Source organism: Brevundimonas vesicularis (assembly GCF_900445985.1).
In the GTDB taxonomy this organism is placed as follows: Bacteria; Pseudomonadota; Alphaproteobacteria; order Caulobacterales; family Caulobacteraceae; genus Brevundimonas; species Brevundimonas vesicularis_D.
In genome coordinates this window covers 1665247-1682382 of the sequence record NZ_UAQP01000005.1, presented here as the reverse complement: position 1 = coordinate 1682382, position 17136 = coordinate 1665247, and the positions used below count along the sequence as shown (strand labels likewise).

Genomic DNA, 17136 nt, shown 5'->3' with positions numbered 1-17136 from the left:
TCCAACGGATAGTTATGGTCGTTTCAATCCGATTTGGAGATCAATCGTGACCTTGGAACGCCTGCGTATCTTCGTCGCCGTCGCCGAGCGTGACCATGTGACGGCGGCGGCAAGGGCGCTGAACCTGACGCAGTCGGCGGTGTCGAATGCTTTGGCCGCTTTGGAAGCCGAGCATGACGTGCGGTTGTTCGACCGGGTCGGGCGTGGCGTGGTGCTGAACGAGACCGGCCGCGCCTTCCTGCCCGAGGCCAAGGCGGTGCTGGCGCGAGCGGCGGCGGCTGAGGCGGCTCTGGCGGACATGAGCGCCCTACGGCGCGGGCGTCTGGCGGTGTTCGCCAGTCAGACCATCGCCAGCTACTGGCTGCCGCGCCGGCTGGTGGATTTCCACACGGCCTATCCCGGCGTCGAACTGGCCGTCGAGATCGGCAACACGCGCGAGGCGGCGCAGGCGGTGCTGAGCGGCGCCGCCGAGATCGGCCTGGTCGAGGGGGCCGTGGAGGAACCGGCCCTGTCGCAGGTTCAGGTGGGGTCGGATCGGCTGGCCGTTCTGGTGACGCCGGACCATCCGTGGGCGACGCGACGTCGGCTGGAGGCCAAGGATCTGGCGGGCCAGCCCTGGGTGTTGCGCGAAGTCGGCTCTGGCACGCGATCGACGCTGGAGGCGGCGGTGCGGGACATGGGGATTGACCCCGCGACGTTGTCGGTATCGATGACCCTGCCGTCGAACGAAGCCGTGCTGGCGGCGGCCGAGGCGGGGGCGGGAGCCACGGCCCTGTCGGAAAGCGTGGCCTATGCGTCGGTGGCGGCCGGGCGGCTGGTGACGGCGCCCTTCACCCTGCCGGAGCGGCCGTTCCGCCTGTTACGACACCGCGAACGATATCGCAGCCGCGCCGGCGACGTATTCGTCGAGGCGATGGGCTAGGGCCACTTCACCACCGGTGGCATGGACGACAGGATCGAGTCGACGTTTCCGCCCGTCTTCAGCCCGAACATGGTGCCACGGTCGTAGAGCAGGTTGAACTCGACGTAGCGGCCCCGGCGGATCAGCTGTTCCTCGCGTTCCTCGGCCGTCCAGGGCTCGGCCATGCGGCTGGCAACGATGCTGGGATAGACGTCCAGGAAGGCCAGGCCGATGTCGCGAGTAAAGGCGAAGTCTCGGTCATAGTCGCCGCTGTCGTGATGATCGTAGAAGACGCCGCCGGTGCCGCGCGGCTCCTTGCGGTGGGGCAGATAGAAATACTCGTCGCACCAGGCCTTGTATTTGGCGTGCCAGGTCGGGTCGTGGGCGTCGCAGGCGGCCTGCATGGCGGCGTGGAAGGCCACGGTGTCAGGGTGTTCCTGACGACGATCCGCCATCAGCACGGGCGTCAGGTCGCCGCCGCCGCCGAACCAGCTCTTGGTCGTGGCGATGAAGCGGGTGTTCATGTGGACGGCCGGAATGCGTGGGCTGACGGGGTGGCAGATCAGGCTGATCCCCGTCGCGAAGAAGCGCGGATCGACGTCGGCGCCGGGCACGTTCTTGGCGTAGTCAGCGGGAAAGGCGCCATGCACCGTCGAGACGTGGACGCCGACCTTTTCGAACAGGCGGCCGTGCATCATGCCCATGACGCCGCCGCCGCCCTCGGGCCGTTCCCATGCGGTGCGTACGAAGCGACCGGGCTCGCCGGGGAACAGGTCGGCGGGGGCGGCATCCTCCAGCGCCTCGAAGGCGGCGTGGATGCGGTCGCGCAGATGTTCGAACCAGGCGCGGGTCTCGACCTTCTTCAGGTCGAGCGGATCGGAGAAGACGGCGTCGCTCATGGCGCGCTTGAACCACGTTGCGGCGGCGGCGTCATCCGGCGAGGTTGTCATAAGCAGAATCGCGGGCGCTAATGGCCGCCTGCCGTTTTCAGGACGCCCGCCCATGATCCGTCGTCTCGTTTCCGTCGCCGTCGTATCGCTCGCGCTGGGAGGGGTGGCCCACGCTCAGGACGCCGATGAGGCGCGTGTGATGGAGATTCTGAAGACCACGCCGCTGATCGACGGGCATAACGACCTGCCGTGGGCGCTGCGACAGCAGTACGCAAACGACGTTTACGCCGTTGATCTGACGAAGAATCTGGCGGCGTCGACCAAACTGCATACCGATATCGCGCGCCTGCGGGCCGGAGGCGTCGGAGGGCAGTTCTGGTCCGTCTATGTGCCCGCCAGCCTGACGCCGCTGGAGGCGGTCGAAGAAACCTTTGAGCAGATCGATACGGCCAAACGCATCATCGCCGCCCATCCCGACACCTTCAGCCTGGCCACCACGGCGGACGAGGTGGATGCGGTGTTCAAGTCGGGGCGGATCGCCAGCCTGATCGGGATGGAGGGCGGCTATTCGATCGACGATTCCCTGGCCCTGCTGCGTGAATTCTATCGGGCCGGCGCGCGCTACATGACCCTGACCCATTCCAAGACCACGACCTGGGCCGACAGCGCGACGGACGCGCCGAAGTGGGGCGGGCTCAGCCCGTTCGGCGAGGCGGTGGTCAAGGAGATGAACCGGTTGGGCATGATGGTCGATCTCAGCCACGTGTTCGAGGAGACGATGCTGGACGCCATGCGCGTGTCCGATGCGCCGGTGATCTTCTCCCACTCCTCGGCGCGGGCAGTCACGGATCATCCGCGCAACGTGCCGGATCAAGTGCTGCGGATGATGCCGCAGGACGGCGGCATCGTGATGATCAATCTGGCCCCCGGCTTCGTGTCCGAGGCGGTGCGGGCCTGGAACGGGGCCAAGGCGGGCGAGGAGGCGCGGCTGAAGACCTTGAACCCCGGCGATCCCGGCGCGGTCGAGGCCGGGCTGACCGCCTGGACCGCCGCCAATCCGACGCCCCAGGCGACTCTGGCCGACGTGGTGGCGCATATTCAGCACGTGCGCGCAGTGGCGGGCATCGACCACGTCGGCCTGGGCGCCGATTTCGACGGCATCGGCAGCCTGCCGGAAGGCATGGGCGGGGTGGACGTCTATCCGCGAATTCTGGCGGCCCTGATGGCGGCGGGCTGGACCGAGGCCGACATCCGCAAGATCGCCGGCGAGAACCTGCTGCGGGTTATGCGGTCGGTCGAGGCCGTCGCGGCGTCAAAGGCCGGCGAGCGGCCGTCGATGGCGCGGCCGGAATCTTAAGCGGGCGCCATATGCGCCTGCAGGACGCGGGCGAGATCGCGCTCAATATCTTCGGCGCTGTGTTGGGGGGTCACTTCAAGATAGGCGATCCCAGCGCGTTGGAGCGCCGCCTTCTTGACGGCGTCACGCGCGTAGGCCGTGCCCTGGTAGTGGGCTTCGCCCTGGTATTCGACCGCGGCGAGGGGCCATCCGGTTTGGGAGATGACCAGAATATCGACGCGTTTGCTGTTAATGGCGCGAAAGGCCTCGTCGTCTGGCGACCGCAGAATCTCACCGAGCGAAACCTGCGCCATCACTCGCCCCTTGATGTCGAGGCGCTTTATCGCGCGTTCGGCAGTATAGAACACCGAGGCTTCGGCGCGGGACATCAGAGGCCTAGCCTGAAAGGCGGCGCGCATCACCATGTCAAGTTGGGCCGTCGCGACTTTCGGTCGAGCCGCGATCTTGGCGCCGGGCCTGAAGCTGCCGAGATTGGAACGATGTGTGTGGCGGCGCTTGGGGCGCTTGCGGCTGAGTTCCCAGGCCCCGACGATCACCAGGAAGACGATGATCGCCACCACGGCGGGAGTTGTGTCCATCGTGCTTTGCGCCCCGCAGTTGAACTTGGAGGCGCTTGCTTATCAATGCGTGATTGTAGAGCGCGTTACCAGACGAGGTAAATTCGGTTCACCCGACTCCGCCGGTCTGGCGCAGGCCCTCCCACAGGGCGATGCCGGCGGTGACCGACAGGTTCAGCGAGCGGGCGTCGGGTCTCAGCGGCACGACTAGACGCGCGTCGGCGGCGGCGTGGACATAGTCGGGAGCGCCGGCGCTTTCCTTGCCGAACAGCAGGGTGTCGTCAGGCTGGAAGAGGAAATCAGGCAGGGGTGTTGCGCCCTTGGTCGTAAGCAGCACCAGCCGCCCGGCCGGACGATCCGCCTGGAAGGCTTCCCAATCGGCGTGGCGGGTCATGTGGGACAAGGGGCCGTAGTCAAGGGCCGCGCGCTTCATGGCGCGGTCGTCGAAACGGAAGCCCGTCGGCTCGATCACATGCAGATCGACGCCGAAACAGGCCGACAATCGGATGCAGGCTCCGACGTTCTGAGGAATGTCCGGTTGAAAAAGGGCGAGACGCATTCTAAGGCCTGACATACGCGCGGCGAGGGGGTTTGTCGCGGTCTGTTTGCGAGCGTTTCGCAAGAAACGTCAGCAGCTTGCGTCCAATGCGGCGCAAGTCACGGGCCGTCGGGGATTCCCGGCGTCTTTTGTTGGTTCGTGCCGTGGCTGGGGACGCCCTTGGGGGTCTTCTGCGGCGTTCGAGAGGTGGAAACGTGGCCGAATCGGTCGTGCATACGGAAGACGGTCACAGCCCTGAGGGCGGTGATCCCAATCGTCGGGACTTTATCTACATTGCGGCGGGCGCCGCAGCGGTCGGCGCGGGCGCCATGATCGCATGGCCGCTGATCAACCAAATGAATCCGGCGGCCGATACGCTGGCGCTGGCGTCGATCGAGTTCGACCTGACCAAGGTTCAGGAAGGCCAGCAGGTCGTCATCAAATGGCAGGGCAAGCCGGTGTTCGTGCGTTACCGCACCCCGGCCGAGCTGCAGAAGGTCATCGCGGACGATCATGCTCCGGACCTGAAGCAGCCCCAGACCGACGCCGAGCGCACCAAGCCGGGTCACGAGAAATATCTGGTCGTCATCGGTTCGTGCACGCACCTGGGTTGCGTGCCGACCTTCGGCGCGGGCGATTACGGCGGCTGGTTCTGCCCCTGCCACGGCTCGCACTACGACGCCTCCGGCCGCATTCGTAAGGGGCCGGCGCCTCTGAACCTGGTGGTGCCGGAATACGATTATCTGTCCGACACCCGCGTCAAGATCGGCTGAGGACCAAGGGGGAATCATGAGCGATCACGAGAGCACCTACGTCCCGAAGACGGGCGTCGAGAAGTGGCTGGACACCCGGCTGCCGATCATCCGTTTCGGCGCGGACTACATGTCCCTGCCGACGCCGCGGAACCTGAACTACTGGTGGACCTTCGGCGGCATCCTGGCCCTTTGCCTGATGACGCAGATCGTCACCGGCATCGTTCTGGCCATGCACTATACGCCGAACGTCGACCTGGCCTTCGCCTCGGTCGAGCGCATCATGCGCGACGTGAACGGCGGCTGGCTGATCCGTTATGTCCACGCCAACGGCGCGTCGATGTTCTTCATCGCCGTCTATCTGCACATGCTGCGCGGCCTCTACTACGGCTCGTACAAGGCGCCGCGCGAGATGATCTGGATCATCGGCTGCGTGATCTTCTTCCTGATGATCGCCACCGCCTTCCTGGGCTACGTCCTGCCGTGGGGCCAGATGTCGTTCTGGGGCGCTGAGGTCATCACCAACCTGATCGGCGCCATCCCCGTGCTGGGCGAGCCGATCCTGATCTGGCTGCGCGGCGGCCCGGCAATCGACAATGCGACGCTGAACCGCTTCTTCTCGCTGCACTATCTGCTGCCGTTCGCGATCCTGGGCTGCGTCGTGCTGCACCTTTGGGCGCTTCACTCGGCCGGTCAGAACAACCCGGTCGGCATCCTGATCCCGAAGGATCGGGAGAAGAAGGACACGCTGCCCTTCCACCCGTATTTCACGGTCAAGGACGGCTTTGCGATCATCCTGTTCCTGATCCTGTTCGCCATCTTCGTCTTCTATCAGCCGAACGCGCTGGGCCACGCCGACAACTACATCCCGGCCAACCCGCTGCAGACGCCGGCCCACATCGTGCCCGAGTGGTACATGCTGCCCTTCTACGCGATCCTGCGCGCCATCCCGGACAAGTTCGGCGGCGTGGTGGCGATGTTCAGCGCCATCGGCGTGCTGTTCGTCCTACCCTGGCTGGATACGTCCAAGGTGCGCTCGATGCGCTATCGCCCGACGATGCGGACCTTCTTCATCATCTTCCTGGTGGTGGGCGTTGGCCTGGGCTGGTGCGGTGGTCAGCTGCCTGACGCGCCGGTGATCGGGTCGTTCAAGACCTTCACCCTGATCGACGGCGACCTGAACTCCTACCTGTGGCTGACGCGGGTCTTCACCCTCTACTACTTCGTCTTCTTCCTGATCATCATGCCGCTGGTTGGGTTGAAGGAGCAGCCGCTGCCGATCCCGGCGACGATCTCCGAGCCGGTCCTGACCGGCGCCGGCGCCGTCGAGCACAAGGTCTGAAAATCATGACGATTGGAATGAAGACCGTGTCGTTCAAGACGATCATCACCTCGGCCGCGATTGCGCTGGGTCTGTTGAGCGCCGCCGCTCCCGCCATGGCGGCGGGCGCCGCCGCCCATCCGCGCTCGGGCGGGTTCAGCTTCGAAGGGCCGTTCGGCACCTATGACCAGGGCCAGCTGCAACGCGGCTACAAGGTCTATCACGAGGTCTGCGCCGCCTGTCACAGCATGAACCTGATGCACTATCGGAACCTGGGGGACCGTCATGGGCCGTTCTGGAATCCGAAGTACCCGAACCCGAACGACAACCCTGTCGTGAAGGCTCTGGCCAAGGAAAATCAGGTCGGCGACATCGACAGCGAGACCGGCGAGGCGATCCAGCGCGACGCCACGCCGGCCGACAAGTTCCGCGCCCCCTATCCGAACGCTACGGCGGCGGCGGCGGGCAATGGCGGCGCCGCGCCGCCCGACCTTTCGGTCATGGCCAAGGCCCGTCACGACGGCGCGAACTACATCTATTCGCTGCTGTCGGGCTACAAGGCCGCGCCGGCCGGCCTGCAGATCCGCGAGGGTCAGCACTACAACCCCTATATGGCCGGCGACCTGACGCCGTTCTGGACGGGCGACCACAAGGACGTTCCGCCCGGCGGTTTCATCGCCATGCCGCCGCCGCTTCAGAACGGTCAAGTGACCTATGACGACGGCTCGCCGCAGACGGTCGATCAATACGCCAAGGACGTCGCGGCCTTCATCGCCTGGACGTCCGAGCCGAAGATGGTCGAGCGCAAGCAGGCCGGTCTGGGCGTGATGATCTATCTGCTGCTGTTCGCCGGCATCACCTATGTCGCCTACCGCCGCATCTGGAAGGGCGTCGCCCACTAAGGACATCGCCGCCGGATCGAAATCGTAAGCCCGCCAAGGTTCGCCTCGGCGGGCTTTTTCGTTTGCGACGAAAGGTCCGGGACGCAGCATCGACAGGGAGAAGTTCGCCCCCTAGGGTCGCGTATCGTTTCCGGCTGTGGGGCCTTCAGTTCATGCGTCTTGTCTCTTCTTTCGCCGCCGTTCTGTTGGCGAGCGCCGCCTTGTCCGCCTGCGCCACGGCGTCCAATCCCGCTGCGGTTCACACCGTCCCGACTTTCGATGCGGCGCGGATCTCGCAGGACATCAAGACGCTGTCGGACGACAGCTTCGAGGGCAGGGGCATCGCCACGCCGGCCGAGGAAAAGGTCATCCGGTATCTGAGCGAAGGCTACGCCGCCGCCGGGTTCGAGCCGGGCGGCCCGAACGGTCAATGGACGCAGGACGTGATCCTGAACCGCTTCACCCAGTCCAATGTGCGCGCTTCGCTGAAGCTGGGCGACTGGACCCTGCCGATGACCCAAGGGCGCGAGGTCGCCATCTCGACCCGCCGCCCGGCTGAACACGTCAGCCTGAAGGACGCCCCGCTGGTCTTCGTCGGCTATGGCATCAATGCGCCCGAGCGGCAGTGGAACGACTTCAAGGGCCAGGACCTGCGAGGCAAGATCCTGGTCGTGCTGGTCAATGACGCCGACTTCGAGGAGCCAGCGCTGAACACCTTCGGCGGCAAGGCCATGACCTATTACGGCCGCTGGACCTACAAATACGAAGAGGCGGCCAAACAGGGCGCGGCGGGCGTGCTGATCGTGCACGAGACGGCGCCGGCGTCTTACGGCTGGCAGACGGTCGCCAACTCCTGGGGCGTGTCGCAGTTCGACATCCTGCGCCAGAATGCGGCGGCGGAGCGCGTGCCGATGGAGGGCTGGATCCAGCGTGACGTGGCGGTCGACCTGTTCCGTCGCGCGGGTCTGGATTTCGACGCGCTGAAGGTTCAGGCGCGCAGCCGTGACTTCCAGCCGGTCGCCTTGCCCGGCGCATCCTTCTCGACCGAGTTCGACGTGGCCACCAATCAGGTCACCAGCCACAACGTCATCGCCCGCCTGCCGGGCGCGACTCATCCGGACGAGACGATCCTCTATACCGCCCACTGGGATCACATCGGCATGGGCGAGCCGGATGCGACCGGCGACCGCATCTTCAACGGGGCGGTGGACAACGCGTCGGGCACGGCGGGTCTGCTGGAGCTGGCGCGGATGTTCGGTCGCGCGCCGCGCACCGAACGCTCGATCGTGATGATCAGCTTCACCGGCGAGGAAAGCGGCCTGCTGGGCTCGGAATACTATGCGGTGAACCCGGTCTATCCGCTGGCCAAGACGGTGGGCGGGTTCAACATGGACTCCATGAACGTCTATGGCCGCGTCACGGGTCTAGGCGTCACCGGATATGGCCAGTCGGACTTCGACGAACGTCTGGCGGCGGCGATCCAGCCGCAAGGGCGGTCGCTGGTGCCGGACTACGAAAATGCGGCCGGCACCTATTATCGTTCGGACCACTTCCCGCTGGCCAAGCGCGGCGTGCCGATGGCCTACGCCGGCAGCCGGGGCGAATTCCGCGACGAACCGATCGCCGCGCGCGAGGCGGCGCGGTCGGAATACGGCGCCAAACGCTATCACCAGGCGGCGGATGAATGGTCGCCCGACTGGGACTACAGCGGCATGATCGAGGACCTGACCGTCTTCTACGATGTCGGTCGCGCCCTGGCGAACGGTCGCGACTGGCCGCAGTGGAAGTCGGGTTCGGAGTTCGCGCCGGTGCGCGCCACGACCGCGTCCGAACGCCGCTAGTCTTTTCACACATCAAGATGGGGCGGGGAGGAATCTCCGCCCCTTTGCCATTTCGCCTGTCGAGTCAGTTCAATGATCCATCGCCGTTCACCCCTCATCGCCCTTGCGGCGCTTGCGCTCGCCGCCTGCGCGACGACGCCTGTCGCATCGCCGGCGCCCAAGCTGGACGCCTTCGCCGTCGCCTCGGCCGCGACGCCTCAGTTCAGCGCCCAGCGCCTGTCGGACCACATCAAATATCTGGCGTCGGACGAGTTAGAGGGACGGTTTCCCGGCCTGATCGGCGAACGGCTGACCCTGGCCTATCTGCAAGCGCAGTATGAGGCGATGGGGCTGGAGCCGGGCGGGCGCGACGGATCATGGCTGCAGCCTGTCGATCTGGTGCGGTTTACGCCGGAGCGGGCGCCGACGGCGTCCTGGACCGGGGCGGACGGCATGGCGCATCCGCTGGTCTCGGGGACGGACATCACCCTGCGGGCCGGGTCGGCGGAACCGATCGTGACGGCCGAGGCGCCGCTGGTTTTCGCCGGTTACGGCATTTCGGCTCCGCAATGGGACGACTATGGCAGCGCCGACCTGACCGGCAAGGTGGTGATCGTGCTGCGTGGGCAGCCGGACAGCATGGGCGCCGACCCCAACTTCTACGGTTCAGGGACGCACAAGACGCAGGAAGCCTTGAGACGTGGGGCCGTCGGCGTCATCAGCCTTCAGGATGTCGATGGCCGTTGGCGGCGTGCGGTCGCCGGGGCGACACGGCCGCAGATGACGGTGAAAGGGGCCAAGGACGCCCGGTTCACCGGTTCGATCAATATGGAGACGGGAGCGGCCATCGGCGGGGAACCGCTGAGCGCCGCACTGGCGCGCGCCAAGACGACGGGTCTGGGCGGGGTGATCGATCTGAACGCGCGGCTCAGCGTCGATATCGCCGAGACGACCGAAGTCATCCACTCCAACAACCTGCTGGCCAAGATTCCCGGCACCGAGCGGCCTGACGAATACGTCTTCTATTCCGCCCACTGGGATCACGTCGGCAAGGCCCGGACGCCGAACGCCGAGGGCGACGACATCTTCAACGGCGCCTGGGACAATGCGTCGGGGACGGCCGGTCTGATCGAGATGGCGCGGGCGTTCAAGGCTGGACCGGCGCCGAAGCGCACCGTGGTCTTCCTGCACGTCACGGCCGAGGAGCAGGGGCTGCTGGGGTCGGAGGCCTATGCCGCCGATCCGGTCTATCCGCTGGCCAAGACGGCGGCGGACATCAACATCGACATGCTGCCCTTCACGCCAGCGACGCGCGACGTGGCGTTGTTCGGCGTGGGCAAGTCCGAGTTGGAGGATATCCTGGGCCGGTTTGCGGCCGTGCAGGGGCGGGTGGTGACGGGCGACGGCTATCCGGAGGAAGGCTTCTACTACCGCTCCGACCACTTCAACTTCGCGGCCGGCGGGGTGCCGGCCCTGATGCCGTGGACGGGCCGTGATTTCGTCGAGGGCGGGATCGAGGCGGGCAAGCCCTATTACGAGGGCGCGATGGCCAAATATTATCACAAGCTGACCGACGAATGGCGGGCCGACTATGATTTCACGGCCGCCTTGCAGAACCTGGACCTGCTGTATCGGCTGGGGCTGACGGTGGCCGACAGCGAGAGCTGGCCTGCGTGGAAGCCGACGGCCGAGTTCAACGCCATCCGCGACCGCACGGCCGATCAGAGGCGCTAGGCCTCAGGCCGCGCCGAACGGATAGGGACTGACGGACTTGGACCAGTCGTCGACCGCCAGGGGGCGGTCGATGGGGCCGGCGGCCCGTTCGGCGCAGGGGTGACGGTGACAAAGGCGGCAGGCCGGGCCGATGGGCGTGACCTCGGGGTTCTGCAGGTCGATGCCGTGGGCGTAGGCCAGGCGATGCGCATGACGCAGTTCGCAGCCCAGGCCGACGGCCAGGTCGTGCCGCTCGCCATAGCCGTCGTGGCCTTGCCGCTCGACCGTGCGGGCGAAGGTGAACCAGCGGCCGCCATCTGGAGTCTCGATGATCTGGGTGACGATGCGGCCCGGCGTGCGGAAGGCCGAATGCAGCCGCCAGCGCGGGCAGGCGCCGCCGAAACGCGAGAAGGGAAAGGCGCCCGCCGCATAGCGCTTGGAGATGTTGCCCGCCTGATCGACACGCATCAGGAAGAAGGGCACGCCGCGCGCGGTGGGGCGCGACAGGGTGGTCAGGCGGTGCGCGGCCTGTTCGTAGCTGACGCCGAACCGGGCCTGGAGCCGAGCCAGGTCGTAGCCGGTGTCTTCCGCCGCCCGCTGGAAGTTGGCGTAGGGCATCAGGATCGCGGCGGCGAGGGTGTTGGTCAGGGCGACCTTCAGCAGCGATCGCGTGGGCGCGTCCGGGGCGTTCGCGGCCTCCGCCAGCGCGTTGAGCGCCGGCCCCTGCTCGGCCAGGGCCAGTTGATAGGCGATGGCGAAGGCGCGCGAGGACGGCCCCAGGGTTTCCGACAGCAACAGCCGGCGGCGGTGCAGGTCGTAGCGGCGGGTCCATTCCACCATGACCTCGGCCGGTAGGGTTCGGACGCCGAGGTCGTGTTTGGCCGCCAGCCGATGACGGGCGGCGGGTTCGAAGCCGTCGGCGTGGGCGGGCGCCTCGGCGGACAGGGCGTCGGTCAGCGCCTCGCCCATCTGGTCCAGTTCGGGGAAATGGTTGCCGCGCGACTGGATATATTCGCGCACCCATTCGGCGGGACTGGTCTCGATCAGGCTTTCGCCTGTCTCGGCGGCGGCGCGTGCGCGCGTGCGGCCGTCGTCGAAGGCCTGATACAGGCGCAGCAGGGCGTCGGCGACGCCGGGCGCCTCTTCCAACAGTTGCACCAGTTCATGCCGGGGCGCGGACAGACCCTTGAACAGCGGGTCGGTCAGGATTTCCGTGAGACGCGCCTCATCCGCTGCGCCACCCTGATTCAGCGCGCGTAAATCGACATCATAGGTGTCCGCCAATCGCAGCAGGAGCTGGGCGGACACCGGGCGCTGGTTGCGCTCTATGTGGTTGAGATAGCTTGGAGAAACGTCCAGGTCGGCGGCCATGGCGGTCTGGGTCAGGCCCAGATCGCGCCGCAGCCGCTTAAGCCGGGCGCCCAGAAACAGCTTGCGATCAGCGGTGGCGTTCATCGTCGCATGATGTCACAACATGACTAACTAGGCAAAGTCATAGTGTGACAAGATGACTTTGTTTGCGATGTTCGACCTGTATCAGTTTTGACCGGCGCGTGTTCTTGTCTCCGAGACGGCGGCTGCGGCCGCGCCCTTCAGAGACCGAGTTCGACCATGACCACCTTCGCCGATCTGGTGCCTTCGCCCGCCGGCCGTTTCGACGGCATCGAGCGCCCCTACACCCCTGAAGACGTCCTGCGCCTGCGCGGCTCGGTGCCGATCACCCATACGCTGGCCGAGCGTGGGGCCAACCGGTTGTGGCAGTTGTTGCACGACGAGCCCTTCATCAACGCGCTGGGCGCCGTCACCGGAAACCAGGCCATGCAGATGGTCCGCGCGGGTCTGAAGGCCATCTACCTGTCGGGCTGGCAGGTCGCGGCCGACGCCAATACGGCCGGCGCCATGTACCCCGACCAGTCGCTGTACCCGGCCAACGCCGCGCCGGAACTGTGCCGCCGCATCAACCGCACCCTGCAACGCGCCGATCAGATCGAGCATGCCGAGGGCGGCGCCAAGCGTGACTGGTTCGTTCCCATCGTCGCCGACGCGGAAGCCGGTTTCGGCGGGCCGCTGAACAGCTTCGAGATCATGAAGGCCTTCATCGAGGCGGGCGCGGCCGGCGTTCACTTCGAGGACCAGTTGGCGTCCGAGAAGAAGTGCGGTCACCTGGGCGGCAAGGTTCTGATCCCGACCCAGGCGCATGAGCGCAATCTGGTCGCCGCGCGTCTGGCCGCCGACGTCATGGGCACGCCGACCATCACGGTCGCGCGCACGGACGCCGAAAGCGCCCAGCTGATCACTTCGGACATCGACGAGCGGGACCAGCCCTTCATCGATCGCGACAACCGCACGCCTGAGGGCTTCTTCCGCCTGAAGGAAGGCACGGGTCTGGACCACTGCATCGCGCGCGGTCTGTCCTACGCCAATATCGCCGATCTGCTGTGGTGGGAGACCAGCCATCCGGATCTGGACGACGCCAAGAAGTTTGCGGAAGCCGTCCAGAAGGCTCATCCGGGCAAGCTGATGGCCTACAACTGCTCGCCGTCCTTCAACTGGAAGGCCAAGCTGGACGACGCCACCATCGCCAAGTTCCAGCGCGAGCTGGGGGCCATGGGCTACAAGTTCCAGTTCGTGACCCTGGCCGGCTTCCACAGCCTGAACAACTCGATGTTCGAGCTGGCGGACGGTTATCGCGATCGCGGCATGGCGGCCTATTCCGAGCTGCAACAGCGCGAGTTCGCCAACGAGGCCATTGGCTACACCGCAACACGTCACCAGCGCGAAGTCGGCACCGGCTATTTCGACCAGGTCGCCACGGTCATCTCCAACGGCACGTCTTCGACGACGGCGCTGAAGGACTCGACCGAGACCGCCCAGTTCACCCACGCGGCTTAACCCGGAAAGGAACCCGCAAATGGAACCGCTGACCCGAACCGAAGCCATTATCGACTTCTGCCTGGCGCCCCTGGCGCTCGACAGCGGCACGGAGGCCGAACGTGAGGTGCGTCGTCGTCTGACGCACGTGCTGAGGACCTATCAATCCAAGACCGCCACGCCCGTCGCCGTGAACTTCTCGTCCATGCCGTCACAGGTCATCAACGAAGCGGCGCACGGTTACGAATAGGCCGGTCACCCACGAAAAAGGCCCGCTCCGATCGCTCGGAGCGGGCCTTGCTCTGTTCGAAGTGTCGCTTAGCGCGACGGCGTCGTGTTCAGCGATTGGGTGGTCGCAACCGCCGGGTTCGGAACAGGCGTCGCTTGCGGGACGGTGACGGAGATAGGCGTGCGCGCCGGCGCGGCCCCGGTTTCCTGAGGGTCGCCGACGACGATGGTGGTGATCTGCGTCGCCTCGGTGGTGCAGGTCGCCAGGTCGCGGGTGATGTGACGGCCCAGGCAGAAGATGTCCTCGTAGCTGGGGCGCGAGGCGGCCAGGCACTGGAACAGCATCAGCTTGGACATATCCATGCAGAACTCGCTGTTCGGCTCGTGCGTCAGAGCCTCGGTGTTGACCCGCGCCTCCTCGCCGCCGGAGCCCAGGGCGCCCAGCGCCGCGATGGCCAGCGAGCGCACGACGGCGGGGGTGTAAGGCGGGCCCTTTCGCGACGGCTCCAATCCCAAACCCGTGCCGCTGTTGGCGGCGGCGAACAGGCGGCTCGATTCCTCTGGCGACGGCAACATCTTCACGGCCGACAGGGTCTTTGCGCTTTCCAGCCGCACTTCACGGTTCGGAATGGGCGTGATGGCCCATTGGCGGCGCGGATCGCTGCGGCCCTGGATGGTGTAGGCGTCCTGCTCGATCGCCTCGGCGATGGCGCGCATGGCGATGGCGTCCTTGCCGACCGTCGCCGAGATCAGGCCGGCGGCGGCATCGGCGCCGGGGAGGGTGGCGGCATAGGCCGGGTCGGCGACGATCTGGGCCACCATACGCTGACGCTGGGCCGGGTCGATCGCATACTGCTGCACGCCGGCGACGAACTCGGGCGATTGCAGGGCGATGATGGCGCCGTAAGCGATCAGGCCGCGCGACAGCTGGTCGGCGTCATAGGCCGAACCCTTGCGAAGAGCGGCCTGGATCGATTCCGCATCGGGGAAGCCGCCCGGCTGGATTGTCTGGGCTTCGCGCAAGTAAGCGACGTAGATCGCGGCGGCGTCCGCAACGCCCTGGTTGAGGGACACGGGGGGCGGCTTGCGGGCAGCCAGTTCGGCCGCCAGACGCTGGGCTTCCAGCTCGGCCTTCGAGGGCCCGCTCTCGCAGCTGGCGAGCAGGACAGCGGCGGCGAGGGCGGCGGCCGACAGACCGCGGCTCAGTAGGGCCGTTTTCATGGAGACTTCCTCAGGCGAATACGCGCGCAAAAAGCGCCAATACTGTTGGCGCTTATAAGGCGGGCCTTATGGTTATCCGAAGGTTAATCGAACAGTTTCGATACCGATTCTTCGTTCGCGATCCGTCGGATAGCCTCTCCGACCAGCGGAGCCACGGAAACCGCTCGGATTTTCGGGCAGTTCAAAACTTCGTGGGGTTGTTCGATGGAGTTGGTGATCACCAGCTCCTTCAGCGGGCCGTCGGTGATGCGCTGGACGGCGGGGCCGGACAGGACGCCGTGGCTGATATAGGCCGAGACCTCGGTCGCGCCCTGATCGATCAGGGCCTTGGCGGCGTTGACCAGGGTGCCGCCCGAATCGACGATGTCGTCGAACAGGATGCAGCGGCGGCCCTGAACGTCGCCGATGATGTTCATGACCTCGCTCTCGCCCGCCTTGGGCCGGCGCTTGTCGACGATGGCCAGGTCGGCGTCCAGGCGGCTGGCCAGCGAACGGGCGCGCACAACGCCGCCGACGTCGGGCGAGACGACCATCAGGTCGTCGCCGCGGGCGTAGTTTTCCTTGATGTCCTGCGCCAGCACGGGGGTCGCGACCAGATTGTCGGTCGGAATGTCGAAGAAACCCTGGATCTGACCGGCGTGCAGATCCATCGTCAGGACACGGTCGGCGCCGGCGCGGGTGATCAGATTGGCGACCAGCTTGGCCGAGATCGGCGTGCGGCCGCCGGTCTTACGATCCTGACGCGCATAGCCGAAATAGGGGATGACGGCCGTGATCCGTTTCGCCGAGGCCCGCACCAGGGCGTCGGTGATGATCAGCAGCTCCATCAGGTTGTCGTTGGCCGGATAGGAGGTCGACTGCAGGATGAAGACGTCCTCGCCGCGGACGTTTTCCTCGATGATGGCGAAGACCTCGTTGTCGGCGAACCGCTTGACCTGGGCCTTGGTCAGGGGCGCATCCAGGTGGTCGGCGATCGCCTGGGACAGTGCGCGGTTGGAGTTGCCTGAGAGCAGCTTCATCGGCCGGTCATCCTTTCGCCGTCATCCGCCCCCATGAACGGCGGTCGGTTGGCGCGCTCTTTACCAGTGGAGCCGGGCAGGGCAAGTCGTATGCTGAGTTTTCCTCGGCATGGCGCGGCTCGGTTGCGGGTGCTAGAGGTCGCCGCGTTGGTTTCCGGGGAACGGCTTCAGGGCCGTCCTTCACACGTCATGGGGTCGTCCTTGTCCGCTTCTAAGTTCCGTTCCGGCATGGTGCTGATGGCCGCGGCGCTCGCCGCAGTGACGATTTCAGGCTGCGCGGGCAAGAACCGCCCCAAGCTGGCCTATGAGGAACGCCCGGTCGAGGCGCTGTACAACACCGGCTATGATCGGCTGCAGCAGCGTCGCTGGTCCGACGCCGTCGATTATTTCCAGGAAGTCGAACGCCAGCATCCCTATTCGGACTGGGCGCGTCGTTCGATCCTGATGCAGATCTACGCCTACTATCAGAACAACGCCTATGCCGACGCCATCGCGGCGGCCGACCGGTTCATCCAGCTGTTCCCCGGCAATCCGTCGGCATCCTATGCCTTCTACATGAAGGCGGTCTGCAACTTCGAGCAGATCACCGACGTGGGGCGCGATCAGGGTTACGCCACCGCCGCCCTGGCGGGTCTGAAGGATGTCTCGCGCCGCTATCCGGGCACGCCTTATGCGTCGGACGCCGCCGTCAAGATCGACATGGTCAACGACCAGCTGGCCGGCAAGGAAATGAACATCGGCCGCTACTATCAGCGCGCCAACCAGCCGCTGGCGGCCCTGAACCGCTACAAGGCGGTGATCGCCAACCCGGACTTCCAGCGCACCTCTCACACGCCCGAAGCCCTGTATCGTCTGGTCGAGGTCAACCTTCAGCTGGGTCTGAAGGAAGAGGCGACGCGCAACGGCGCCGTGCTGGGTTACAACTATCCGGGCAGTCCCTGGTACGCCGAGGCCTATGCGCTGCTGACCGAAAATGGTCAGACGCCGGACAAGGCGCCCGAGGGCAAGCGCGAAAGCTGGCTCCAGCGGATCATTCCGGGCTGATCACGCGACGGCTTGTGCAATCC

General features: G+C 66.1%; 16 protein-coding genes. 10 read left to right on the top strand and 6 right to left on the bottom strand.

The window, feature by feature from the left end; genetic code table 11:
* The first annotated feature begins 46 nt into the window (after positions 1 to 46).
* Complete coding sequence (locus tag DT343_RS08410; RefSeq protein WP_112862449.1) at positions 47 to 922, top strand: LysR family transcriptional regulator; 876 nt, start codon at positions 47 to 49, stop codon at positions 920 to 922.
* On the opposite strand, the gene hemF is transcribed toward DT343_RS08410, so the two are convergent.
* Complete coding sequence (hemF, locus tag DT343_RS08405; RefSeq protein WP_112862614.1) at positions 919 to 1800, bottom strand: oxygen-dependent coproporphyrinogen oxidase; 882 nt, start codon at positions 1798 to 1800, stop codon at positions 919 to 921. The two genes, DT343_RS08410 and hemF, sit on opposite strands and share 4 nt — an antisense overlap.
* Before the next feature lie 103 nt (positions 1801 to 1903).
* Here hemF and DT343_RS08400 point away from each other — a divergent pair, with 103 nt between their 5' ends.
* Positions 1904 to 3148, top strand: coding sequence for a dipeptidase (locus DT343_RS08400; protein WP_112862448.1), 1245 nt, complete (start codon positions 1904 to 1906; stop codon positions 3146 to 3148).
* On the opposite strand, the gene DT343_RS08395 is transcribed toward DT343_RS08400, so the two are convergent.
* Together DT343_RS08395 and DT343_RS08390 are read right to left on the bottom strand one after the other, a co-directional pair.
* Positions 3145 to 3708, bottom strand: coding sequence for a DUF2726 domain-containing protein (locus DT343_RS08395; protein ID WP_181669144.1), 564 nt, complete (start codon positions 3706 to 3708; stop codon positions 3145 to 3147). The genes DT343_RS08400 and DT343_RS08395 overlap by 4 nt on opposite strands.
* Before the next feature lie 106 nt (positions 3709 to 3814).
* The gene (locus DT343_RS08390) at positions 3815 to 4264 is read right to left on the bottom strand and encodes a tRNA (cytidine(34)-2'-O)-methyltransferase (RefSeq protein WP_112862446.1); all 450 of its coding nucleotides are present in this window, start codon (positions 4262 to 4264) and stop codon (positions 3815 to 3817) included.
* A 194-nt stretch (positions 4265 to 4458) separates the two neighbouring features.
* On the opposite strand from DT343_RS08390, the gene petA reads away from it, so the two are divergent.
* From petA to DT343_RS08365, 5 genes are all read left to right on the top strand, one after another.
* Positions 4459 to 5016, top strand: coding sequence for a ubiquinol-cytochrome c reductase iron-sulfur subunit (gene petA, locus DT343_RS08385; RefSeq protein WP_045810115.1), 558 nt, complete (start codon positions 4459 to 4461; stop codon positions 5014 to 5016).
* Between the two features lie 16 nt (positions 5017 to 5032).
* Positions 5033 to 6337, top strand: a complete 1305-nt coding sequence (locus tag DT343_RS08380; RefSeq protein ID WP_039245598.1) for a cytochrome b — start codon at positions 5033 to 5035, stop codon at positions 6335 to 6337.
* Between the two features lie 5 nt (positions 6338 to 6342).
* Positions 6343 to 7218 carry a cytochrome c1 gene (locus DT343_RS08375; protein WP_228763776.1) on the top strand — a complete coding sequence of 292 codons (876 nt, stop codon included), beginning with the start codon at positions 6343 to 6345 and terminating at the stop codon, positions 7216 to 7218.
* Positions 7219 to 7370: 152 nt separating this feature from the next.
* Positions 7371 to 9038, top strand: a complete 1668-nt coding sequence (locus DT343_RS08370) for a M28 family metallopeptidase (RefSeq protein ID WP_112862445.1) — start codon at positions 7371 to 7373, stop codon at positions 9036 to 9038.
* Positions 9039 to 9110: 72 nt separating this feature from the next.
* Positions 9111 to 10751 carry a M28 family peptidase gene (locus DT343_RS08365; protein WP_112862444.1) on the top strand — a complete coding sequence of 547 codons (1641 nt, stop codon included), beginning with the start codon at positions 9111 to 9113 and terminating at the stop codon, positions 10749 to 10751.
* 3 nt (positions 10752 to 10754) lie between these two features.
* On the opposite strand, the gene DT343_RS08360 is transcribed toward DT343_RS08365, so the two are convergent.
* Positions 10755 to 12185, bottom strand: a complete 1431-nt coding sequence (locus tag DT343_RS08360) for a helix-turn-helix domain-containing protein (protein ID WP_112862443.1) — start codon at positions 12183 to 12185, stop codon at positions 10755 to 10757.
* 156 nt (positions 12186 to 12341) lie between these two features.
* Between DT343_RS08360 and aceA the strand changes: the two genes are divergently transcribed.
* Together aceA and DT343_RS08350 are read left to right on the top strand one after the other, a co-directional pair.
* Positions 12342 to 13622 (top strand): isocitrate lyase, encoded by a 1281-nt coding sequence (gene aceA, locus DT343_RS08355; RefSeq protein ID WP_017504162.1) that lies wholly within the window; start codon positions 12342 to 12344, stop codon positions 13620 to 13622.
* A 19-nt stretch (positions 13623 to 13641) separates the two neighbouring features.
* On the top strand, positions 13642 to 13851 hold the full coding sequence (locus tag DT343_RS08350) for a hypothetical protein (RefSeq protein ID WP_112862442.1): 210 nt from the start codon (positions 13642 to 13644) through the stop codon (positions 13849 to 13851).
* 68 nt (positions 13852 to 13919) lie between these two features.
* Here DT343_RS08350 and DT343_RS08345 read toward each other — a convergent pair whose 3' ends face one another.
* Both DT343_RS08345 and DT343_RS08340 read right to left on the bottom strand, forming a co-directional pair.
* Entirely contained in the window at positions 13920 to 15050 is a 1131-nt protein-coding gene (locus DT343_RS08345) for a hypothetical protein (RefSeq protein WP_112862441.1), read from the bottom strand.
* Between the two features lie 83 nt (positions 15051 to 15133).
* Positions 15134 to 16069: a ribose-phosphate pyrophosphokinase gene (locus DT343_RS08340; RefSeq protein ID WP_112862440.1), complete on the bottom strand. Its 936-nt coding sequence runs from the start codon at positions 16067 to 16069 to the stop codon at positions 15134 to 15136.
* Between the two features lie 189 nt (positions 16070 to 16258).
* Between DT343_RS08340 and DT343_RS08335 the strand changes: the two genes are divergently transcribed.
* Positions 16259 to 17113 (top strand): outer membrane protein assembly factor BamD, encoded by an 855-nt coding sequence (locus tag DT343_RS08335; protein ID WP_038293489.1) that lies wholly within the window; start codon positions 16259 to 16261, stop codon positions 17111 to 17113.
* The last annotated feature ends 23 nt before the right edge of the window (positions 17114 to 17136 follow it).